Annotated in this window: 19 protein-coding genes; 10 read left to right on the forward strand and 9 right to left on the reverse strand. The window is 71.2% G+C overall.

The window, feature by feature from the left end:
- Window positions 1-8: 8 nt before the first annotated feature.
- The 3 genes from ABZ919_RS07365 (at window position 9) to hutH (ending at window position 3,672) form a co-directional block, all read left to right on the forward strand.
- Window positions 9-803 carry an enoyl-CoA hydratase-related protein gene (locus ABZ919_RS07365; RefSeq protein WP_361243751.1) on the forward strand — a complete coding sequence of 265 codons (795 nt, stop codon included), beginning with the start codon at window positions 9-11 and terminating at the stop codon, window positions 801-803.
- Window positions 804-899: 96 nt separating this feature from the next.
- A complete protein-coding gene (locus ABZ919_RS07370) occupies window positions 900-2,045 on the forward strand; it encodes a sensor domain-containing diguanylate cyclase (protein ID WP_361243753.1) in 1,146 nt (381 codons plus the stop codon).
- Between the two features lie 88 nt (window positions 2,046-2,133).
- Entirely contained in the window at window positions 2,134-3,672 is a 1,539-nt protein-coding gene (gene hutH, locus ABZ919_RS07375) for a histidine ammonia-lyase (protein WP_361244089.1), read from the forward strand.
- Between the two features lie 51 nt (window positions 3,673-3,723).
- Here hutH and ABZ919_RS07380 read toward each other — a convergent pair whose 3' ends face one another.
- The gene (locus ABZ919_RS07380) at window positions 3,724-4,482 is read right to left on the reverse strand and encodes a hypothetical protein (protein ID WP_361243755.1); all 759 of its coding nucleotides are present in this window, start codon (window positions 4,480-4,482) and stop codon (window positions 3,724-3,726) included.
- A gap of 43 nt (window positions 4,483-4,525) precedes the next feature.
- On the reverse strand, window positions 4,526-4,864 hold the full coding sequence (locus ABZ919_RS07385) for a hypothetical protein (RefSeq protein WP_361243757.1): 339 nt from the start codon (window positions 4,862-4,864) through the stop codon (window positions 4,526-4,528).
- Between the two features lie 109 nt (window positions 4,865-4,973).
- Between ABZ919_RS07385 and ABZ919_RS07390 the strand changes: the two genes are divergently transcribed.
- The 5 genes from ABZ919_RS07390 to ABZ919_RS07410 all read left to right on the forward strand — a co-directional run bounded on the left by ABZ919_RS07390 (window position 4,974) and on the right by ABZ919_RS07410 (window position 12,723).
- Complete coding sequence (locus ABZ919_RS07390) at window positions 4,974-5,315, forward strand: hypothetical protein (protein WP_361243759.1); 342 nt, start codon at window positions 4,974-4,976, stop codon at window positions 5,313-5,315.
- A 219-nt stretch (window positions 5,316-5,534) separates the two neighbouring features.
- Window positions 5,535-6,782 (forward strand): Ig-like domain-containing protein, encoded by a 1,248-nt coding sequence (locus tag ABZ919_RS07395; protein WP_361243761.1) that lies wholly within the window; start codon window positions 5,535-5,537, stop codon window positions 6,780-6,782.
- A 149-nt stretch (window positions 6,783-6,931) separates the two neighbouring features.
- Window positions 6,932-8,398 (forward strand): ABC transporter permease, encoded by a 1,467-nt coding sequence (locus ABZ919_RS07400; RefSeq protein WP_361243763.1) that lies wholly within the window; start codon window positions 6,932-6,934, stop codon window positions 8,396-8,398.
- 100 nt (window positions 8,399-8,498) lie between these two features.
- Window positions 8,499-9,182 carry an ABC transporter ATP-binding protein gene (locus tag ABZ919_RS07405; RefSeq protein WP_361243764.1) on the forward strand — a complete coding sequence of 228 codons (684 nt, stop codon included), beginning with the start codon at window positions 8,499-8,501 and terminating at the stop codon, window positions 9,180-9,182.
- 301 nt (window positions 9,183-9,483) lie between these two features.
- A complete protein-coding gene (locus ABZ919_RS07410; protein ID WP_361243766.1) occupies window positions 9,484-12,723 on the forward strand; it encodes a S8 family peptidase in 3,240 nt (1,079 codons plus the stop codon).
- Between the two features lie 66 nt (window positions 12,724-12,789).
- Here ABZ919_RS07410 and ABZ919_RS07415 read toward each other — a convergent pair whose 3' ends face one another.
- Window positions 12,790-13,713, reverse strand: coding sequence for a helix-turn-helix transcriptional regulator (locus tag ABZ919_RS07415; RefSeq protein WP_361243768.1), 924 nt, complete (start codon window positions 13,711-13,713; stop codon window positions 12,790-12,792).
- Between the two features lie 169 nt (window positions 13,714-13,882).
- Between ABZ919_RS07415 and ABZ919_RS07420 the strand changes: the two genes are divergently transcribed.
- On the forward strand, window positions 13,883-14,926 hold the full coding sequence (locus ABZ919_RS07420) for an NAD(P)-dependent alcohol dehydrogenase (RefSeq protein ID WP_361243770.1): 1,044 nt from the start codon (window positions 13,883-13,885) through the stop codon (window positions 14,924-14,926).
- Between the two features lie 71 nt (window positions 14,927-14,997).
- On the opposite strand, the gene ABZ919_RS07425 is transcribed toward ABZ919_RS07420, so the two are convergent.
- The 3 genes from ABZ919_RS07425 to ABZ919_RS07435 form a co-directional block, all read right to left on the reverse strand.
- The gene (locus tag ABZ919_RS07425) at window positions 14,998-15,225 is read right to left on the reverse strand and encodes a hypothetical protein (RefSeq protein ID WP_361243772.1); all 228 of its coding nucleotides are present in this window, start codon (window positions 15,223-15,225) and stop codon (window positions 14,998-15,000) included.
- Window positions 15,183-15,716 (reverse strand): hypothetical protein, encoded by a 534-nt coding sequence (locus tag ABZ919_RS07430; RefSeq protein ID WP_361243774.1) that lies wholly within the window; start codon window positions 15,714-15,716, stop codon window positions 15,183-15,185. Before ABZ919_RS07430 ends, ABZ919_RS07425 begins: the two co-directional genes overlap by 43 nt.
- A 285-nt stretch (window positions 15,717-16,001) precedes the next feature.
- Entirely contained in the window at window positions 16,002-17,384 is a 1,383-nt protein-coding gene (locus ABZ919_RS07435) for a macro domain-containing protein (RefSeq protein WP_361243776.1), read from the reverse strand.
- A 148-nt stretch (window positions 17,385-17,532) separates the two neighbouring features.
- Here ABZ919_RS07435 and ABZ919_RS07440 point away from each other — a divergent pair, with 148 nt between their 5' ends.
- Window positions 17,533-18,372 carry a macro domain-containing protein gene (locus ABZ919_RS07440; protein ID WP_361243778.1) on the forward strand — a complete coding sequence of 280 codons (840 nt, stop codon included), beginning with the start codon at window positions 17,533-17,535 and terminating at the stop codon, window positions 18,370-18,372.
- A gap of 204 nt (window positions 18,373-18,576) precedes the next feature.
- Here ABZ919_RS07440 and ABZ919_RS07445 read toward each other — a convergent pair whose 3' ends face one another.
- Genes ABZ919_RS07445 through ABZ919_RS07455 form a run of 3 tightly spaced genes read right to left on the reverse strand, consistent with a single transcriptional unit; the run spans window position 18,577 to window position 21,604 of the window.
- Window positions 18,577-19,332, reverse strand: a complete 756-nt coding sequence (locus ABZ919_RS07445; protein WP_361243780.1) for a nucleotide-binding protein — start codon at window positions 19,330-19,332, stop codon at window positions 18,577-18,579.
- Window positions 19,329-20,957, reverse strand: a complete 1,629-nt coding sequence (locus ABZ919_RS07450) for a hypothetical protein (protein ID WP_361243782.1) — start codon at window positions 20,955-20,957, stop codon at window positions 19,329-19,331. The genes ABZ919_RS07445 and ABZ919_RS07450 overlap by 4 nt, the downstream gene beginning before the upstream one ends.
- A 20-nt stretch (window positions 20,958-20,977) precedes the next feature.
- On the reverse strand, window positions 20,978-21,604 hold the full coding sequence (locus ABZ919_RS07455; RefSeq protein ID WP_361243784.1) for a hypothetical protein: 627 nt from the start codon (window positions 21,602-21,604) through the stop codon (window positions 20,978-20,980).
- Window positions 21,605-21,855 lie beyond the last annotated feature (251 nt).

A 21,855-nucleotide genomic window follows, 5' to 3' on the forward strand; every position in this document is an offset into this window, starting at 1 on the left:
AGGGTGTCATGAGCGAGGAGCGGTTCGGGGAGTTCGTGCTGGTGCGGCGGCACGGGCATGTCGCGGAACTGGTCATGGACCGGCCCAAAGCCATGAACGCCGTCTCGACGGAGATGGCCCGCTCCCTCTCCGGTGCCTGCGCGGCGCTGGCCGCCGACCAGGACGCCCGCGTGGTGGTGCTGACCTCGTCCCACGAGCGGGCGTTCTGCGTCGGGGCGGACCTCAAGGAGCGGAACTCCTTCAGCGACGCGGATCTTCGGCGGCAGCGGCCGGTGACGCGCGGGGCGTACACGGGGGTGCTGGAGCTGCCCATGCCGACGATCGCGGCGGTGCACGGGTTCGCGCTCGGCGGCGGCTTCGAACTGGCCCTGTCCTGCGACCTGATCGTGGCCGACCGCACGGCGGTGGTCGGGCTGCCGGAGGTGTCCGTGGGCGTGATCCCCGGGGGCGGCGGCACGCAGCTGCTGCCACGGCGGATCGGGGCGGCGCGCGCGGCGGAACTGATCTTCTCGGCGCGGCGGGTGGAGGCGGCGGAGGCGGCCGAGCTGGGGCTGGTGGACCAGCTGGTGGACGACGGCCGGGACCGCGAGGAGGCGTTGGCGCTGGGTGCCCGGATCGCCGGTAACTCGCCGGTCGGTCTGCGGGCTGCCAAGCGGGCGCTGCGGCTGGGGCACGGGCTGGATCTGCGCGCCGGCCTGGAGGTCGAGGACGCGGCGTGGCGGACGGTGGCCTTCTCCGGGGACCGGGCGGAGGGTGTGGCGGCCTTCAACGAGAAGCGCAAGCCGCAGTGGCCCGGCGAATGAAGACGGTCCGCGCTCCCGAGCCGGTGGCCGCGGGGCCGTCCACCTGATCGCCCCACCAATGTCCCGAATCCCTCAAATCCTCCCTAACCTGGAGGAATGGGCGAGGACAGGCGGCTAGCCGCAGTCGTGGCGCTGGCGCAGGGCATGGCGGCGGCGCACACCCCGCGGGACTCGTGGCAGGCCGCCGCACTCGGCGCCTGCCGGGCGCTGGACGGCAGCTTCGCCGCGCTGTCGGTGTGGGAGCGGGAGCTGGGCCGGCTGCGGGTCCTGGTGAACGTGGGGGACCGGCGCCCGGACGAGGAGGAGTTCCCCGAGGCCGAGGCCTATCCGGTGCACCAGTTCCCGGAGATCACCGAGTTCCTGCACGAGCGGTGGGCCGGCGGGGGCGGCCCGAACGCGTGGGTGGAGACGGCCGAGGGGACCGCCGCCGGCACCCCGGGCTACTTCCACCACCGCGTCGCCGCCCTGCGCCGCCGGGGCCGCGGCTGCTGCGTCGTCGCACCCGTCGTGCTGCACGGCAGGGCGTGGGGCGAGCTGCACGTCGCCCGCGCCGTCGGGGCGCCCGTGTTCGACCGGGGCGACGCCGACTTCGCCACCGTGCTGGCCTCCGTCGTCGCCGCCGGGCTAGCGCAGACCGAGCAGCTGGAGGAGGCCCGCCGGCTCGCCTACACCGACGCCCTCACCGGACTCGCCAACCGCCGGGCCGTCGATGTGCGTCTGGAGGAGGCCGTGGAGCGGCACCGCGCCGAGGGCGTGGTGGTCAGCCTGGTCGTCTGCGACCTCAACGGGCTGAAGCGGGTCAACGACACCCTGGGGCACGCCGTCGGCGACCGGTTGCTGGAGCGTTTCGGCTCGGTGCTGTCGCTGTGCGGCGCGATGGTGCCGGGCGCGCTGGTGGCGCGGCTCGGCGGGGACGAGTTCTGCCTCCTGGCGGTCGGCCCGGCCGCCGACGACGTGGTCAAGGCGGCCGACGAACTGTGCCGCAGGGCAGGGGAGTTGGAGCCGGGGGAGGGGGTGGCGTGCGGGGTCGCCTCGACCGAGGATCCGATCGGGGAAGTGGGCGACGCCCGGCGGCTGTTCCGGCTCGCCGACGCAGCCCAGTACCGGGCCAAGGCCCTGCGTGCCGAACGGCCGGTGGTGGCCGGCCGGGAGGGACCGGAGGATCCGGTCGTACGGCTGGCCGACGAGCCGCCGCACCTGGCGCCGGCCGAGCGGCGCCGGTTCCGGGGGCGCCGGCCGTGAGGCGAAGCCCACACGGATCGGTAAGGGTCACTCCCGTGCACCACTAGTGACATCTCCGCATTCAATGCGTACGCTCCTGAATATGGATATGCACACTGTGGTGGTGGGGACGTCGGGTGTCACGGCGTCCGACGTGCTCGCCGTGGCGCGCGGCGGTGCGCGCGTCGAACTGTCGGCGGATGCGGTGACGGCCCTCGCGGCGGCCCGTGAGATCGTGGACGCGCTGGCGGCCAAGCCGGAGCCGGTCTACGGCGTCTCCACCGGCTTCGGCGCTCTGGCGACCCGGCACATCAGCCAGGAACTGCGCGCCCAGCTGCAGCGCAACATCGTCCGCTCGCACGCCGCCGGCATGGGCCCGAGGGTCGAGCGCGAGGTCGTACGGGCGCTGATGTTCCTCAGGCTGAAGACCGTCTGCTCCGGGCACACCGGCGTCCGGCCCGAGGTCGCGCAGACCATGGCCGACGTGCTGAACGCCGGAATCACCCCGGTCGTGCACGAGTACGGCTCCCTCGGCTGCTCCGGCGACCTGGCCCCGCTGTCCCACTGCGCCCTGGCCCTCATGGGCGAGGGCGAGGCCGAGGGCCCCGACGGGGTCGTCCGGCCCGCCGGCGAACTGCTCGCCGAGCACGGGATCCAGCCGGTCGAACTGCGCGAGAAGGAGGGTCTCGCCCTCCTCAACGGCACCGACGGCATGCTCGGCATGCTGATCATGGCCCTCGCCGACCTCGACACCCTCTACAAGTCGGCCGACATCACCGCCGCCCTCAGCCTCGAGGCGCTGCTCGGCACGGACAAGGTGCTCGCGCCCGAGCTGCACGCCATCCGCCCGCACCCGGGCCAGGGCGCCTCCGCCGCCAACATGCTGGCGGTGCTGAAGGGTTCGCAGCTCACGGGGCACCACCAGGACGACGCCCCGCGCGTCCAGGACGCCTACTCGGTGCGCTGCGCCCCGCAGGTCGCGGGCGCCGGACGCGACACCCTCGCGCACGCCCGGCTCGTCGCCGAGCGCGAGCTGGCCTCCGCCGTCGACAACCCGGTGGTGCTGCCCGACGGCCGCGTGGAGTCCAACGGCAACTTCCACGGCGCCCCGGTCGCCTACGTCCTGGACTTCGTCGCCATCGCCGCAGCCGACCTCGGGTCCATCGCCGAGCGCCGCACCGACCGGCTGCTGGACAAGAACCGCAGCCACGGCCTGCCGCCGTTCCTCGCCGACGACGCCGGTGTCGACTCGGGCCTGATGATCGCCCAGTACACGCAGGCCGCGCTGGTGAGTGAGATGAAGAGGCTCGCCGTACCGGCGTCCGCGGACTCCATCCCGTCCTCCGCCATGCAGGAGGACCACGTGTCCATGGGCTGGTCGGCCGCGCGCAAGCTGCGCACCGCCGTCGGCAACCTCACCCGGATCATCGCCGTGGAGCTGTACGCGGCCACCCGCGCGGTGGAGCTGCGCGAGGGCCTGACCCCGGCGCCCGCCTCGCAGGCCGTCATCGAGGCCCTGCGTGCAGCCGGTGTGCAGGGCCCGGGCCCGGACCGCTTCCTGGCACCCGACCTGGCCGCCGCCGACGCGTTCGTCCGCGGCGGGCACCTCGTCGCCGCTGCGGAGTCGGTCACCGGCCCGCTGCAGTAACGTCTTGGCACCAGGACAGGGGCCCCGCACGGTCGGGCCCCTGTCGCCGGGTCATTTCAACTTGGCCTGCTGGGCCTTGACGACCTCCGGCGACACCGCGTAGGCCTTCTTGGCCATCATCGCGCCCAGGTTCGACGTGAAGTACACCGACAGGGTGCTCCCGAGCCGGACGACCTCGGCGTGCACGGGCGCCGCGTCCCCGTCGCCGGAGTCCATGGTCGCGGTGAACGCCACCGACCCGTCCCCGGCACCCGTCGCCTTCTCCTCGGCGACCTTGGTGAACCGCAGCTTCGACCCCGCCTGCCTGCCGGAGAATCCGCCCGCACAGGCCTTGACGGCCGTGGAGACCGACGCGAGGGCCTTCTCGGCGCCGTCCCCGTCGTACGAGGCCAGGGTGACCGTGGTGACGTCCCGGTCCAGGGACGTACGCATCGCTTCCTCGACCTTCTTCTCGTCGAGGTCGTCCAGCGAGGTCGGCTTGGCCGAGGGGGACTTCTTCCGGTTCTCCATGGCCAGGCGGCCCGTCCTGGCCGCCGCGTCGGCCGGCGGAAGCGCGCTCATCACGCGGACCAGCGGCCGGCACGGCGCGCTGTCCGCGGTGATGGCCCGGGACCGGGTGGCCGGCACCGGCCCCACCTTGTACCCGGGCACCTCGCCCTCGGCGATGATCAGCTTCTTCAACTCGGCGGTGCTGTGCGCCTTCGCGGCAGGCTCCGCCGCATTCTTTCCGGAACACCCCGTGACAAGGGCGAGCGACAGTGCACCCACGACCGCGGTGGCGCACAGCCGCACGCCCGATGATCTCTTCATGGGGCGAACTATGTGGGTACCGTCAAGGACTCGTCAAGGGAAATTAAAGGCCCAGGCGTTCGCGGCGCACGGAGTAGACGACGAAGGCGGCGCCCAGCCCGAGGAAGAGGGTCCCGCCGACGACGTACGGCGTGGTGTCGACGCTTCCGGTGTCGGCGAGTTCGGTGTCGTCCGCGGCTTCCCGCGCCGTCTCCGCGGTCGCCTGCGACACCGCCGAGGCCTGCTGGGCGACCCGTGCCGACGAGGACTGTGACGTGCTCGTTCTCATCGCGGAGTCCGCCGGGGAGACCTGCGAGGCCTTCGCGGACGGGACGAACCACAGCGCGCACAGCAGGGTGCCCGCGGCGGTGGCGGTCAGCAGCGGACGGCGAGCGGATGACACGGAATATCGATCCCCTTGTGACGCTGGCGAATTGGCCGTGGGGAGCGATGTTAGTGAAAGTCGCGGGTCACAGGAAAGTCACGGGGGGTTTCGGTCGTACGCTCCCGCCATGAGCGCTGAAGAGACATCACGTTTTGTACGGCTTCGTGTGGAGCTGGTCCTCGAGGTGCAGGAAGGGGACGAGGTGACCAAGGCCGCGCTGAGCCGGATCGCCGCCGATCCTGAGCTGCCGGAGGAGGAACGGGCCCACGCCGAGGGCGCTGTGACGGAAGACACCGCCGAGGCCCTCGCCTATCTCGTCGACCCGTTCGACCTGGTCAGCGAGGTTCCCGGAGTGGAGCTCCAGCAGGCGTCCTGGTCGAGCGAGCGCATCGACTACGACCCCGACTCGCCCGACTGGGAACTCGACGAGGATGATGGGGGCGACGACGAAGAGGACGGCATCGGCTGAGCGTCGCGGGGAACTCCTGACCCCGGACGGCAACCGCCGTCCGGGGTTTCGTCGTCCCGGGGGGACGCACGGACCGACTCCCGCACCGTTCACGCCCGGACGTGGTGTGGCCCACAGAAGCAGTGGATGTGGAACGGGACGACACGGCCGTAGCGTTGAACGTTCTTACGGGGACACTCGGGGTTTTCCGGCGACTCGGCAACGATGGAGAAGCGTGTGATGACGGACAGTAAGCGGCGCCAGGTCCTGATGGCCGCGTCCGCTCTGCTCGGCGGCGTCCTGGCCCTCACGGGCTGTTCCGGCGGTGGTGGCAAGACCAAGGCGTCCTCCGGCGACAGCTCGCAGGCCCAGGCGGACGAGGCGGCGGCCAAGAAGTCCTCGGAGGCGCAGATCACGGTCACGCCGAAGGACGGCTCGGACAACGCGTCGATCAACAACTCCGGCACCGTCACCGTCACCAAGGGCTCCCTCACCGGCGTCACCATGACCACCGAGGCCGGCCAGGCCGTCGCCGGTCAGCTCTCCGCCGACAAGAAGAGCTGGAAGCCCAGCACCCAGCTGGAGCGCTCCACCACCTACAAGATCGCGGCGGAGGCCAAGGACTCCCAGGGCCGCATAGCCCACGAGAACGCCTCCTTCACCACGGTCTCCCCGGCCAACAGCTTCATCGGCACCTTCACCCCGGACAACGGCGCCACGGTCGGTGTCGGCATGCCGGTCTCGATCAACTTCGACAAGGCGATCACCAACAAGGCGGCCGTGCAGAAGGGCATCACGGTCAGCTCCAGCAGCGGCCAGGACGTCGCCTGCCACTGGTTCAGCGCCAACCGCATGGACTGCCGCCCTGAGCAGTACTGGAAGGAAGGCTCCACCGTCACCCTCAAGCTGGCGCTCGACGGCGTCGAGGGCGCGCCCGGCCTCCACGGCGTCCAGCAGAAGACGGTCACCTTTCACATCGGCCGCAACCAGGTCTCCTACGTCGACGCGAAGACCCACCAGATGAAGGTCACGCAGGACGGCAAGGTCATCAAGACCATCCCGATCTCCGCCGGCGCCCCCGAGCACACCACGTACGAGGGCCAGATGGTGATCTCCGAGAAGTTCACCCAGACCCGGATGAACGGTGCGACGGTCGGCTTCAAGGACTCCGACGGCAAGGGCGAGTACGACATCAAGGACGTGCCGCACGCCATGCGCCTGACCAACTCCGGCACCTTCATCCACGGCAACTACTGGGGCGCGCCGTCCGTCTTCGGCAGCGTCAACACCAGCCACGGCTGCGTCGGCCTGCAGGACGTCAAGGGCGCCGGCGACGCGAACACCCCGGCCGCCTGGTTCTACAGCCACTCCCTCATCGGTGACGTGGTCGTCGTCCAGAACACCGGCGACAAGACGGTCTCCCCGGACAACGGCCTCAACGGCTGGAACCTGGACTGGTCCCAGTGGAAGGCGGGTTCGGCCGTCTGACGGTTCGCCCACAGCTTCCCGGTGCCGCCCCTCGTGGGCGGCACCGGCGTTTCCGGGCCCTTCACGGGCCGGCCCACAGCGTTCTCGTTCTCATCTTTCTTTTATGCCGGACTTAGCGTGCCGTCACGGTCCGTTCCTAGCTTGCGTCCATGTTCTTCACCTACCTGAGGCGCGAACTGCGCCGCCGCAGAAAGGCGGCCCTCGTCGTCGCCTCCGGTCTCGCCCTGGGCATCGCGCTGGTCATCGTGGTCGACTCCGTGTCGAGCGGCATGGGGAAGGCCCAGGACAAGGTCCTGCAGTCGCTGTACGGCCTGGGCACGGACATGACGGTCACCAAGGCGCAGACGCCGAGTGGCGGCACCTCGCAGCGGCCCCGCTTCCAGTTCGGCGCACGGGGCAACGACGACAAGTCCTCCCAGAGCAGCGACCGGGTCATGGTGCAGGGCTTCACCACGCTGCCCTCCTCGACGGTGGGCAGGGTCGCGGGTCAGACGGGTGTGTCGCAGGCCGCCGGCGGGCTCAGCCTCAACGTCTTCCGCGTCAACGGCCGGTTCACCCGCGGCCGGTTCGAGCAGAGCGGCGGCGGTGGGTTCCGGCGCGGCGGTGGGCAGCCGCAGGGTGAGGTCAAGGGTGGCGGCGCCAACTTCGACATCAACCAGTACACGGTCTGCGGCACCGACGTCACCCACACCGGGATCGGCCCGCTGACCTCCTCGAAGCTCACCAGCGGCCGGACCTTCAAGACCACCGAGACGGATGCCGAGGTGGCCGTCGCGGACTCGGCCTACGCCAAGGAGAAGAGGTACGAGGTCGGTTCGACCGTCACCGTCAAGGGCACCAAGTTCACGATCATCGGCATCGCCACGGCCGACAGCGGCGACTCCGCGGCCGACCTGTACATCCCGCTGCGGCAGGCACAGACCCTCGCCGACGAGAAGGACGAGGTCACCACGATCTACGTCAAGGCGACCGGCTCCCAGCAGATCGACTCGGTGAAGCGCGCGATCCAGAAGAACGTCTCCGGTACGACGGTCACCACCTCCTCCGACCTCGCCAAGACGGTCTCCGGCTCGCTGTCCACGGCCTCCTCCCTGGCCACCAAGGTTGGCAAGTGGCTGTCCATCGCGGTGCTGGCGGCCGCGTTCCTGGTCGCCGGCCTGCTCACCTCCTCGGCGGTCTCCCGCCGCGTCCGCGAGTTCGGCACGCTCAAGGCGCTGGGCTGGAAGTCCGGCCGGGTGACCCTGCAGGTGGCCGGCGAGGCCCTCGTCCACGGCCTGGTCGGTGGCGTCCTCGGCATCGCTCTCGGCCTCGCGGGCGCGTACGCCGTCACGGCCGTCAGCCCGACGCTGCAGGCCCAGTTGGGCGGCGGTACGGGCGGCGGGGGCGGCTTCGGCGGCGGTGGCTTCGGCGGGGCCGGCGGCGGCTTCGGCGGCGGTGGCTTCCCCGGCCGCCGGGCGGCGAGGACCCTGGAGGTCGCCCTCACCGCCCCGGTGAGCGTGACGACCATCGCCCTGGCGGTGGGCCTCGCGGTGGCGGGCGGCCTGATCGCCGGAGCGTTCGGCGGCTGGCGCGCGTCCCGGCTTCGTCCGGCGGACGCGCTGCGCCGGGTCGAGTAGCCAAGCGCCCTGACGGGGCGCGGCGAACCGGGCGAGCGACCCCCGATCACCGCACTCGACGACGAAGCGCACCACCTCCGAACCCTCCCCAGGAGCCACCATGTACGAACTCGACAACGTGACCAAGCACTACACACGCGGCAAGGACACCGTCCACGCCCTGGACGGCGTGGACCTGACCATCGGCGACGGGGACCGGCTCGTCATCCAGGGCCCCACCGGCGGCGGGAAGTCCACCCTGCTGCAGATGCTCGGCGGTCTCGACCGCCCCTCCTCGGGCGAAGTCGTCCTGGACGGCGTCGACCTGGCCAAGCTCAGCGAAGCCCGGCTGACCGCCGTCCGCAGCGAGAGCATCGGCTTCGTCTTCCAGTCCTTCAACCTCATCCCCACCCTCACCGCCCAGGAGAACGTGGAGACGGCTCTCGTCCCGCTCGGCATCAAGGTGCGGGAACGCCGCGAACTCGCGGCCGAGGCGCTGAACTCCGTCGGCCTCGGCGAACGCCTCGCCCACCTCCCCGGGGAGATGTCCGGCGGGCAGCAGCAGCGCGTGGCCATCGCCCGGGCCGTGGTGAAGAAGCCCAAGGTGCTGCTCGCCGTCGAGCCGACCGGCAACCTCGACGAGAGCATGCGGGACGAGATCATGGACGTGCTCGAACGCCTGTGGATGGAGCACGGGCTGACGTTCATCATGGTCACCCACGACTCCTCGATCGCGAAGAAGGCCCCGCGGCTCGCCACCATCCGCAAGGGAAAGATCACGGTAAGGGAGAACGCCGGCGCCTGACGGGCTGCAACACCGCCTGTCCTAGGGGGACTTCGCGGTTGTGTAACGGTGGCCCGCCCATGGCGTTACAGTTTCCCGTCGCTCTTTCTTACCGTCCTTTCATCTATTGAGCCGTCTGATCACCCCCGGCATACTGCGTGATCCCGGGGGGTGTCGTGCACACGTACGAGACTCCTCCCGGCCGGGTGAACGGGGAATTCGCCCGGTCCACCATCTCCAGGGGGAGATCTTGCGCAGACAAGTGAAGAGAGCTGCTGCGGCCAGTGTGGCCACGGCCGCAGCCGTCGCCCTCGCAGCGGGTATGACCAGCCCGGCGTCGGCGAAGCCCGCCGAGCGCGCCCCGGCAGCCGCCTCCGCGCTCACCGCGAAGACCCATGTCACGCTCATCACCGGTGACCGCGTCGCCCTCGATGCCAAGGGCCGGATCGTCGGCCTGGAGCGGGCCAGGGGCCGTGAGCACATACCCTTCCAGGTCCGCAGGACCGACGGCCACACGCTGGTCGTCCCGGTCGACGCGGCCCGTCTGGTGGCCTCCGGCAAGCTGGACCAGCGCCTGTTCGACGTCACCGAACTGAACAAGTCCGCCACCCGCCGGGCCCAGAAGGACGGCCTGAAGGTCATCGTCGGCTACACCGGCTCCGCCGCGGCAGCCAAGGCGGACGTCCGGAAGGCGGGCCATCTGCGCCGCAGCCTGGGCGCCCTGGACGCCGACGCGGTGCAGGCGCCGGTCAAGGAGACCGCCGGGCTGTGGCACGCCGTCACCGACGGCGGCAGGGCGGCCGCCGGCATCGCGCACGTCTGGCTCGACGGCGTCCGGAAGGCCGCGCTCGACAAGTCCGTGCCGCAGATCGGCGCACCGGTCGCGTGGAAGGCCGGCTACACCGGCAAGGGCGTGAAGGTCGCCGTCCTGGACACCGGCGTCGACACCAGCCACCCGGACCTCAAGGACCAGGTGGTCGCGTCCAAGAACTTCTCCGCCGCCGCCGACGCCACCGACCACTTCGGGCACGGCACCCACGTCGCCTCCATCGTGGCGGGCACCGGCGCCAAGTCGGGCGGCAAGTACAAGGGTGTCGCTCCGGACGCCAGGATCCTCAACGGCAAGGTGCTGGACGACACCGGCTCCGGTGACGACTCCGGCATCCTCGCCGGGATGGAGTGGGCGGCCTCCCAGGGCGCGTCCGTCGTCAACCTCAGCCTCGGCGGCTACGACAGCCCCGGCATCGACCCGCTCGAGGCAGAGGTCGACAAGCTGTCCGCCACCAAGGGCATCCTGTTCGCGATCGCCGCGGGCAACGACGGCCCGCAGTCCATCGGTTCGCCGGGCAGCGCGGACGCCGCGCTCACCGTCGGCGCCGTCGACAAGAAGGACAAGCTCGCCGACTTCTCCTCCACCGGACCCCGCGTCGGCGACTACGCCATCAAGCCGGACGTCACCGCGCCCGGCGTGGACATCACCGCCGCCGCGGCCAAGGGCAGCGTCATCGACAAGGAGGTCGGCGAGAAGCCCGAGGGCTACCTGACCATCTCCGGCACCTCGATGGCCACCCCGCACGTCGCGGGCGCCGCCGCGATCCTCAAGCAGGAGCACCCGGACTGGGGTTACGCCGAGCTGAAGGGCGCCCTGACCGGATCCGCCAAGGGCGGCGACTACACGCCGTTCCAGCAGGGCGCGGGCCGGATCGCCGTCGACAAGGCCTACAAGCAGACGGTGATCGCCGACCCGGTCTCGGTGAACTTCGGGATGCAGCAGTGGCCGCACACCGACGACAAGCCGGTCACCAAGAAGGTCACATACCGCAACCTCGGTGACAAGGACGTCACGCTCACCCTGAGCAGCACCGCCCTCGACCCCAAGGGCAAGGCGGCCCCGTCGGGCTTCTTCAAGCTGGGCGCGACCAAGGTGACGGTACCGGCGCACGGGAAGGCCTCGGTCGCCCTCACCGCCGACACCAAGCTGGGCGGCACCCTCGACGGCGCCTACTCCGCGTACGTGACCGCGACCGGCGCCGGCCAGACCGTCCGCACGGCCGCCGGGGTGCAGCGCGAGGTGGAGTCGTACGACGTGACGCTGAAGTTCGTCGGCCGCAACGGCAAGCCGGCCCCGTACTACAACGCCGACCTCACCGGTGTGGCCGGTCTGGCGAACGGCACACAGCTCAGCCCGTACGACCCGTCCGGCACGGTGAAGGTGCGCGTGCCCAAGGGCACGTACCTGCTCAACTCCTCGGTCTTCGTGGACAAGAACGGCCTGAAGGGCACCGACTGGATCGCCCAGCCGAAGCTGACCGTCGCCAGGAAGCAGACGGTCACGATCGACGCCCGCAAGGCCGAGCCGGTGGACATCACCGTCCCGGCCCCGGGCGCGAAGTCGGAGTTCGCCTCGCCGGGCTTCGGCCTCACCATCGGCGACAACCAGTACAGCTACAGCTGGCTGATGGACTCGTACAAGAACTTCCGCACCGCCCACCTGGGCCCGCAGCTGCCCGCGGGCCGGCTGTTCCAGCAGTGGGACAGCCACTGGAGCAAGGGCTCGACCGAGGAGTACGACGTCACCTCCGGCGCCCAGGTCAAGCGGCTCGCCACCGGCTACACCAAGCACTACAGGGCGAGCGAGCTGGCCACCGTCAAGGCCGGGCTCGGCGCCGCCACGACCGGCAGCACCGGCTCGATCAGCGCCACCGGCTGGCTGCCCGGCAGCGTGGGCGCCTCCTCCATCGGCCTCGAGCAGAAGCTGCCCGGCACCCGCACCCTGCACCTGTCCGCGGGCGGCGGCGTCCTGTGGGACCTGGACTTCGCCCAGGACGGCGGGCGCGACCAGGACGGCTTCCCGATCCCCGTGGCCGCGTACTCGCTCGGCGAGTTCTCCTTCAAGGCCGGCCACACCTACACGAAGACGGTCAACACCGCGGTCTTCGGCCCGCACGTCAACAAGGACCTCGGGCTGTACCGCGCCGGCAACGAGATCTACGGTTCACTGCCGCTGTTCGCCGACTCCGGCAAGCACGCGGGATACTCGGAGTTCAGCTCGGTGAACACGACCCTGTACCGCAACGGCGTCGAGGTCGGCTCCACCGACGACCCGCTCTTCGGTGACAAGACCTTCAAGGTCCCGGCCGGTGACGCCGCCTACAGGCTGACCACCTCGGTCACGCGCCCGGCGAAGGTCGCCCGGGTCTCCTCCCGGATCGACGCGGCCTGGACCTTCCGCTCCAAGAAGGCGTCCGGCGACGCCGTCCAGCTCCCTGCCTCCGACCTGCACTACGGGGCCATGACCGGCCTGGACAGCCGGGTCCCGGCCGGCAGGACGGTCACCTTCCCGGTCACCGTCGAGGGCTCGGCGGCGGCCGGCAATCTGAAGTCCCTCGCGGTGTACGTCTCCTACGACGGCAAGACCTTCGAGAAGGTCGACGTCCACGACGGCAGGATCACCGTGAAGAACCCGCAGAAGGACAAGTCCCTCTCCTTCCGCTCCGAGATCACCGACAGGCAGGGCAACACGTCGCAGACCACGATCTACGACGCGTACTTCGGCAAGTGAGCCGGTAGCCCTCACCACCAGCGGCCCGCCGGAGGCATCGGCTTCCGGCGGGCCGTTTCCCACGGGTCACGTCGGCGACTGGGCCGGCCGTACCGGGTGGCTCGCGTCCGTCGCCCAGCTGGCGAGGAGGCGGAGGGAGTCGGCGGACGGGGAGCCCGGTTCTGCGTGGTAGGTGATCAGGGACTGGTCCGTGTCGCCGGTCAGCCGGAAGGACTCGAAGTTCAGGGAGAGATCGCCCACCACCGGATGGTGCAGGCACTTCACGCCGTGGCTCTTCTCCTTGACGTCGTACGTCGCCCACAGCCGGCGGAACTCCTCGCTCTTCACGGAGAGCTCGCCGACCAGCGCCGACAGCCGCGGATCGTCCGGATGGCAGCCCGCGTCCATGCGCAGCGAGCAGACGATGTCGATCGCCTTCTGCTCCCAGTCGACGAACAGCTCCCGGTAGTCCCGGTGCAGGAACACCAGACGCGCCCAGTTGCGCTCCGCCGGCGGCAGTTGCGCCCAGTCGCCGAAGAGGGCCGCCGCCATCCGGTTCCAGGCGAGGATCTCCGAGCGGCGCCCGGCGATGTACGCCGGTACGCCGTCCATCGTGTCCAGCAGCTGCCGCAGCGCGAGGCGTACCTGCTGCTGCCGCGCCGCAGGCTTCTTCTTGTGCGACTTCGGCTTCGCCAGATGCGTCAGATGCGCGTGCTCGGCGTCCGACAGCCTCAGCGCCCGGGCGATCGAGTCCAGGACCTCCGCCGAGACGTTCCGCCCGTTGCCCTGTTCCAGCCGGGTGTAGTACGCCACCGACACCCCGGCCAGCTGCGCCAGCTCCTCCCGGCGCAGCCCCGGCACCCGCCGGTGCCGCCCGAAGTCCGCCAGTCCCACGTCCTGCGGCTTCAGCCGGGCCCGCCGGCTGCGCAGGAACTCGCTCAGCTCCGCCCGCCGGTCCAGCCCGTGCCCTGCGGCGGCAACGGCTTCCGGCTCCGGGTCCCTGCGTTCCATACGTCCAGTATTCCTGGTCGTACGCACGCCAGCCTGACCCCGCCAGTGGTACGCACGGCAGTCGTACGCAAAGCCGTGACCTGGGCGATTCCTGAGAGGTGCGGGAGGCTGTAAAGGTGCCCGGCGCAAGACAGCCGGCCACGAGGACCCCTGCTAGGAGAACCCCGGCATGACCACTGTTGCTGCGTACGCCGCGCCCGCCGCGAAGGCTCCGCTGGAGCGGACCACCATCGAGCGGCGCGCGGTCGGCGAGTTCGACGTCCTGATCGACATCAAGTTCGCCGGTATCTGCCACTCCGACATCCACCAGGCCCGGGACGGCTGGCGCCCCGGCACCTTCCCGATGGTGCCCGGTCACGAGATCGCGGGTGTCGTCTCCGAGGTCGGCCCCGGCGTGACGAAGTTCGCCGTCGGCGACCGGGTGGGCGTCGGCTGCATGGTCGACTCCTGCCGTGAATGCGACAACTGCAAGGCCGGCCTGGAGCAGTACTGCACGGGCGGTGGCCCCACCTGGACCTACAACGACACCGGCAAGGACGGGCAGCCCACCTACGGCGGCTACGCGCAGAAGATCGTCGTCGACGAGAACTACGTCGTCCGCATTCCCGACGGCCTGTCCCTGGACGAGGCCGCCCCACTGCTCTGCGCCGGCATCACCACCTACTCCCCCCTGAAGCACTGGAACACCGGCCCCGGCAAGAAGGTCGCCGTGGTCGGCCTCGGCGGTCTCGGTCACATGGCCGTCAAGATCGCCCATGCGCTCGGCGCCGAGGTGACCGTCCTGTCCCAGTCCCTGCGCAAGAAGGACGACGGCCTGAAGCTGGGCGCCGACCACTACCACGCCACCAGCGATCCGAAGACCTTCGAGGAGCTGGCGGGCACGTTCGACCTGATCCTGAACACCGTCTCCGCCCCGCTGGACTTCGCCGCGTACCTGTCCCTGCTGCGCACCGACGGCGCGCTGGTCAACGTCGGCCTCCCCGAGGAGCCGGTGCGGATCGTGCTCCAGTCCCTCTTCGGCCACCGCCGCAGCCTGAGCAGCTCCGGCATCGGCGGCATCGCCGAGACCCAGGAGATGCTGGACTTCTGCGCCGAGCACGGGCTGGGCGCGGAGATCGAGCTGATCGGCGCGGGCGAGATCAACGAGGCGTACGAGCGGGTGCTGTCCAGCGATGTCCGCTACCGGTTCGTGATCGACACGGCCACGATCTGAGAGGGCGGGGGTCCTGCCCGCCCGCCTGTCGCGGTCGGCCGCAAGGTGGGCGGGCGGGACATCCCGGAGGCCTAGCCGACGGCGAAGCCCTCCCCGGGGCCGAAGGAGCGCACGAGGACGCCTGCGTCCCCGCCCGGCCGTACGACATGGGCGCGCCCCAGGCCCGCGACCCGGGCCTGCGCGCCCACCACCTCGAGCAGGGTGTTCTCGTCGAGGGCGACCCCGTAGGGCGCCGATCCCTGTCCGACCGTCGCGATCAGGCGCGCGAGCGTCCCCCACCGGGCGGCGTGGACGTCCACCGCGAAGGGCACCAGGCCGAGCCCCGGCCGTACCTCCACCTCGGCCAGGTCCTCCCCGCTCTCTTCCGGGCACACCGGCCCCCCCCCGCCAGCCACCCGCCGACCACGGCCCGCCGCGCGGCGACGGCGGCCCCGGCGGAGAAGCCGGCGTACGGCATCCCGCGCCGGGTGAGCAGTGCGGGCAGCCGCTCCAGACAGCCGGCCAGCGCCTCCTGGTAGGCGGGCGTCAGCCCACCGCACACCAGCAGTCCGTCGACCCCGTCCAGCGCGTCGTCCGGCTCGAACCGGCTCCCGAGCGGCACCAGCAACGGCACCGGGGTGCTGTCCGGCCCCGCCTTGCGGAGCACCTCGGCATACCGCTCGAACAGCGTCGTCCCGTCCCCTTCGTCGACGATCAGACAGCCGATCCTCCGGCCCCCGCCGACCGCACGGACGAACGGCTCGTACACCTCGGCCGTGTCCCAGCCACCGCCGATCAAGAACGTGCTCACCGGTCTCCTCCCCTTGCCCTTCGCCCGACAGCCGTTCGGCCCTGCGCCCGGCAGCCGTTCGCCCGGGCTCGGCGACCGGCGATGTACGCGAAGCACCCCCCACCGTCGCGCGAATTACCGCAGCGCGGCGGAGCGCCGGACCCGGGAGGCACGCCCGGACGGCCGGGACGGGCGAACCCGGCCGGCCTGCCGCGAGCCGTCCGGAAGCGGTTCGGAAGTGTTCGGGAAGCGGGCGGTGGCTGTCGGGGGAAGGGGTGGCGGATCTTTGCTGGGGGTGTGGAGAGGTCAACCGGTGGCGGTCGGCGGGAGTGCCAGGCCCCGCTCGTCCATCCCGCGCAGGAACGCCTCGACCGCCGACAGGTCGGTCCGTGCCAGCTCGTCGGCGCGGATGACGACGCGCAGCTCGGGGGAGACGGCGGGGTCCTGGCGCAGGCTCCGGACGAAGGTCTCGACGATCAGCGACAGCAGCTGCGTGCGGTCGAGTTCCACGATCCGGGACAGACCCGCGCCGATCAGCGGGAGCGCCACCGGTTTGAACAGTCCGTGCCGGGCGACCGCGGGCCACAGTCGTTCCAGGCTCAGCCGGAGCTCCGCCGGGGCGGACCGGGCCCGCAGATCGTTGCCCAGCCGGGAGTAGGCGAGCGCGAAGATCCGGCGTCTACCGGCCGGGACGGCCACCGCCGTGCCGATCGGATAGCGGGTGCGCCGGCCGCGCCGCTTCGCCTGGACGCTCTCCGTGGCCAGCGGGGTGAACTCCTTCAGACTGCGGCGCAGCTTGTCGTCGAGCAGCCGGTGCCGCCCCTCGAAGAGCCGGTCGACCAGCTGGCCCTGCACGCTGTCCCGGCTGATCACCACGTCGTCGGGGAAGGTGTCGAAGGTGTCGCAGAACCCCACCACCAGGTTGGCGTCGTCCTGGTCGAACAGGTCGCCGCGCATCACGACGACGTCCACCCGCAGCCCGCGCAGGGTGTGGCGGAGCAGTTCGTCGCCGTGCCGCTCGCGCAGCCGGGCGTTCAGCCGGGCGAGCACGGCGCCGGCCTCCGGGTCGTCCGGCCGGTCCCGGGCTCTCTGTTCGGCCACCGGCAGCGCGAGGTCGTAGCGGCCCAGTGCCGTGTGTGCGCCGATCAGTTCGCGCAGCGCGGTCTCCTTGAGCTGGGTCAGCCGCCGCACCGGCGTGGTCGCGAACTCCTCGCCGTCCACCTCGGCCAGTGGCCGGCCGCGCCACAGCGCCAGCGCGTCCCCCAGCAGCCGCACGGCCGAGGCCGGTGCCGCGCGCAGCGCATCACCGACCAGCCGGGTGAATTCGGTGCTGTCCAACTCCTCGACGGAAAGGTCGAGTCGGTAGGTGCTCTCGGCGCCGCGCGCGGTCGGCTTCTGCCCGGTCCGCACGATCCGCGCCCCGTGACCCGGCCCCGCGAGGTCGAACGCGCGCCGCAGCTCCAGGATCCGTTTCTGCACCTCGTTGCGGTTGCGCAGGCCCTGGTGCGGCAGTTCCACGGTCTGCTGCCAGACGTCCCGGTACAGCCGGCGCGCGGTCACGGCCTCGCCCTCGGCGGCGACCAGACGCAGCAGCAGACGGGCGGTCAGCGGGGTCAGGCGGACCGCAGCGCCGTTCACCTCCAGCCGGACGGGACCCAGGACGTGCACGCGTACGGGCGGTGTCTGCACCCGCCTCGCCCCCTCCGCCGCATGACACCCCGTCAACAGCGTTGTCAGCGTACCAAGATGCCCTGGGGGAAGTATGCGATTGACCGTCCCACGCCCCGCGCCCCGTCCCGTGCGATCGCGGCTGCCACGGTCCTGGCGCGGGTGGCGGGTGTTCCTGGGCAACGTGCTGGCGGCCTTCGGCGGGATGTCGGCCGTCGTGCAGTTCGTCGGCCAGCTGTTCCCGCAGGTCCTGTCCCGGCCCGGACCGGTGCTGGCCGGTTCCGTGGCGCTGTGTCTGACCTGGGGGCTGGCCCGGGCGCGTCCGCAGGCCGCCGTGCGGCAGGAGTTCACCCGTCCGCACATGACCGTGGTGGTCGAGGAGGGTGACCTCTTCGACCAGCCCGGTCACCTGGTGGTGGGATTCACCGACACCTTCGACACCCGCGTGGACGACGGTGTCGTCATCAACGACGACAGCGTCCAGGGACAGTTGCTCGCCCGCCGCTACGCCGGGGACGCCACCCTGCTGGACGCGGAGCTGGCCGCCTCGCTGGACGGGTGCGCCCCGGTGACGCGGGAGAGCGCGCAGGACAAGCCGCGCGGCAAGCGCGCCCGGTACCCGGTCGGGACCGTCGCCGTCCTCGGCGCCCGCCCCCAGCTCGTCTTCGCCGTCGCCTACAGCAGGATGGGCAACGACTGCGTCGCCTCCTCCGGGGTCCGGGAGCTGTGGCTCGGCCTGGACCGGCTGTGGGAGGCCGTGCACCGGCACGGTCAGCTCGAACGCGTCACCATGCCGTTGACCGGTGCGGGGCTCGCCCGGCTGCACGACCTGGACGAGGACAGCCTGCTGCGGCTGATCCTGCTGTCGTTCGTGGCGCACTCGTGGGAGCGGATGGTCTGCCGTGAGCTGCACGTGGTGGTCCGCCCCGGCGAGCTGCGGCGGATCGACCTGCCGGAGACCGGCGCGTTCCTGGCCGGCCTGGCGGCCGGCGCCCGGCGCCATGTCTGACACCGGGCGCCGTCCGTCCCGACGGTACGGCGCAGCGTCACGGTCATCAGCGGTCCGACGACGACGCCGGGGGGTACGGCGCGCAGAACCCGCGGTACGCCGCCGGACCGCGGTGGCCGCCGACTGCCACCGGCGGTCCGGCGACGGGCGGTACGGGCCCTCCCCCGGAACACGGCCGACCGGCCACCGGGCCCGTACCGCGGCTCAGCGGGTCGGCGGCAGACCCCGCCCGGTGCGGCCGTACGCCGACAGATGGCTGTACGGCCAGGTCTGGCGCCATTCGGAGCCGGTGTCGTCGACCGTGCAGCCCGCCAGCTTCAGCCGCTGTACGATCTTGCCCAGGGCGGCCTCCGAGCCGTCGAACCGGATGACGTTCCTGCCTGCGATGTCGGCGATGGGGCGCAGCGCACCGACTTCCACCATCAGCGTGCGCTCCGGGTAGGCCATCAGGACCATGCCCAGTTCGATCAGCACGTTCGGCCGGGGCTGACCGGTGGGCTCCGTCTCGTACGGCGGCTCGTGCGTGCCCCGCAGCTCCGGGTGGAGCTCGACGAGGTCGTCCGGGGTGAGCAGGACGAGGGCGGCCTGGGCCTGCTCGGGCGCCTTCGCGACGACCTCGCCGAGGAACGGCGCCGTCTTGCCGGTCGCTCTGACCAGGTCCTCCCACTCCAGCGGGCGCAGATCCAGCCGGCGCAGGAGACCGAACATCTTCGTCCGGACCTCCTCGTCCCGGCCGTGGACGACGAAGACGTTGCGGCGACGGTCGGGGGAGGGCTGCGCACCGCCACGACCGTCCTGCTTCCCGTGCAGCGGTCGGGGACCGGAGGGGGCCCCTCCGTAGAGGTTCTGCGTGCCCGAGTTGGTGGTGTTGTTGTCGCCGGTCACGAAGCTGTTGTTGGTGCCGAAGGTGTTGCCGCTGCCGTAGTTGCTGCTGTTGCCGCCTGCGGAGGTGTCCGTCATGCCGCTCCCGCCCCTCGACCGCCGTCGGAGCCGCCGAAGTGGTTCTGCGTGCCCGAGTTGGTGGTGTTGTTGTTGCCGTTCACGAAGCTGTTGTTGCTGCCGTAGTTGAGGATGTTCGTCTGGCGGGCCTCGTGCTCCGCCACGTCCACGTTGTGCTCCTGCAGGAACTCACGGATGACGTGCAGGAGCTGACGCTCCACGATCTGCGTGTACTTGATCGTGTCCGTCTCCTGGAAGAAGACGTGGAAGGCGCTGCCGGCGGCCAGCTCCCGGATGCTGGTGAGCGCCCCGCGGTTGACCACGGTGTCCGCGTACCGGCCGAGGCCGAACTCGCTGGTGTCGAGCGGCTTCGGCAGCTCGATCCGGTTCCGCTTCCACGGCAGCAGCCCGGACAGGGCCGAGGGCGCCCGGGAGACCAGGGACCGCAGCGCGGCCTCGGGCGTGGCCCGCAGGGTGTGCCAGGCGACCTTGAGCAGGGTCCGGCCGTCCAGCTTCGGGGGGAGCCGGTCCACCAGATGGAAACTCGCCCGGATCGGCCCCAGCACATACGAGTAGAACTCGGTGTGCAGGGTGCTCCCCTTGAGGTCGAAGCCCACGAACGCCGTGGTGACCAGCTCCTGGTTCCATGAACCCACCCGGATGCACAGGTACGCGCGCCCGGAGCCGTATGCGTCCTTCCAGTGGCTGACGCTCTGCGCCGGGATCGCCGTCAGCGCGCCGTGCAGGGTGGTGACGGCCGTGGTGAAGGTGCTCCGCTCGACGGCGAGCCCCTCGATCCGCGCCAGCCGGTCGGCCTCGTCGCGCAGTCCGGCGGTCATGCGGGCCGACACGTAGTCGGTGATCTCCTCGACGGTGAAGGGGACGATCTCCTTGCGCCGCGACTCCTGGCCGGCCGCGCCGGCCGTGCCGTTCACGGCAGCGGTGTGGTCGGTGCCGTTCGCGGCGAGTGTCGTGGGCGTGCCGGGCACGCCGGGGGCCGGCCGGCCTTCGAACACGGTGGTCGGCGCGCCGACCAGCAGCTCGGCGGTGGACCAGCGCCGCACCTGATCACCCGCGCCGACGAACGGCTTGTAGCCGCCGTAGCAGATCTGACTGCTGTCCGAGGTCTGCTCCCGGTTGATCTTGGCGATGAGCAGGTCCGTCAGCTCGGGATGCTCGGGATAGGAGCCGTTGAACCCCCTCCCGCGGCCTTCCGCGCCGGTGCGGCGTGCCAGCCGGGTCGACAGCTGCTGGAGGGTGACGACCCGCCGCAGGAACGCGGTGGCCCACAGCAGCCACAGCGCCACCAGCAGCGCGGCGAAGCCGCTGAGCGCCCCGACGACCATGAGGAGGAAGGTGACGAGCAAGCCGGCCCCGAGCAGGACCAGCCGAAGGCGGTGCAGGCGGCGCGCCGCCAGGGCGTGCGCGAGCACGGGGACCGCGTCGTACCCGTACGACGGCGCCACGACCCGGAACCGGTGGGTCAGCAGCTCGCGGATGACGGTGGCGCGGTAGACCGGGTCCAGATACGTGCCGGCGGACAGCAGCCGGGTGGCGTCGCTCGTCGCGTCCACGGACGGGCGCCCGACGACGGTATCGGCCGGTTCCGGCGACGGAGCGGGAACGGAAAGGATGTCGTTGGCCATGGCTCTGCTCTCCGCTCCCCTCAGCCGGCCGAGGTCATCGTGGCGTGCGTGATGACCCCGTCGACCACGGTGTACTGACCGCTGTACGACTGCTCCGTGCCGTCCGTCTGCTGGGCGGCCAGGTTCACCGAGACCGTGTCGCCGTCGACGGACTCGATGGTGACCTCGTCGTGCTCGGTGGTGGCGAAGCCCGACTCGAAGGAGTCGTACGACGCGTCGAGGTTCTTGCCGCCCAGCTCCCAGGCGGTCTGGAAATCACGCATGTTGATGGCGTCGAAGAAACGGGTGACGGTGTCGGCGGGACCGGTGGCCCCGTCCGTGCCCGGCGTGCTGTCGTCCGTCGCCTCCGTGTCCAGCGGGCTGGGGAACAGGTCCGTGGAGTCGCCGCCGACGGGAGTGGACGGGTCCGTGCCGTACGCCGTGGAGGTGTCCGGTGTCGGCGTGTCCGTCAGCGGGGGTAAGGAGGAGTAGCCGCCCTGGCCGTCCACCGAGGTGGTTCCGGACGCGTCGGTGCCGCCGGACACCAGGTGGGGCAGGACCGCCATCAGCAGGATCAGCAGAAGCGGAACACCGGCGATGACCAGCGTGTACGTCCGTTCCTGTCCCGGAGCGGGTATGAGGCTCGGCGGCTCGTGGGTGTGGTTCATGGGCCCTCGCAACTCCCGGCGGATGCCGGGGTTTGGCTCGTTCCAACGGCGTGGCGAGAGTCACCTTGCCCGAGATCGGGCGGGTGGGAGCCGGTTTCGCGCTTCCGATACGCTTCCGATCCGGACCCACTGGCCGGGCTGCCCCGGACGATCCCGATCATCCGTCCGCCCCGTGATCATCCGTCTGTCGGAGCTCTTCCGGAGACGGCCGAGGGCGCAGCGGCCTGCCGGATCCATCTGCGGGTCAGCGA

It is taken from the genome of Streptomyces sp. NPDC046759 (assembly GCF_040645475.1).
Lineage (GTDB): Bacteria > Actinomycetota > Actinomycetes > Streptomycetales > Streptomycetaceae > Streptomyces.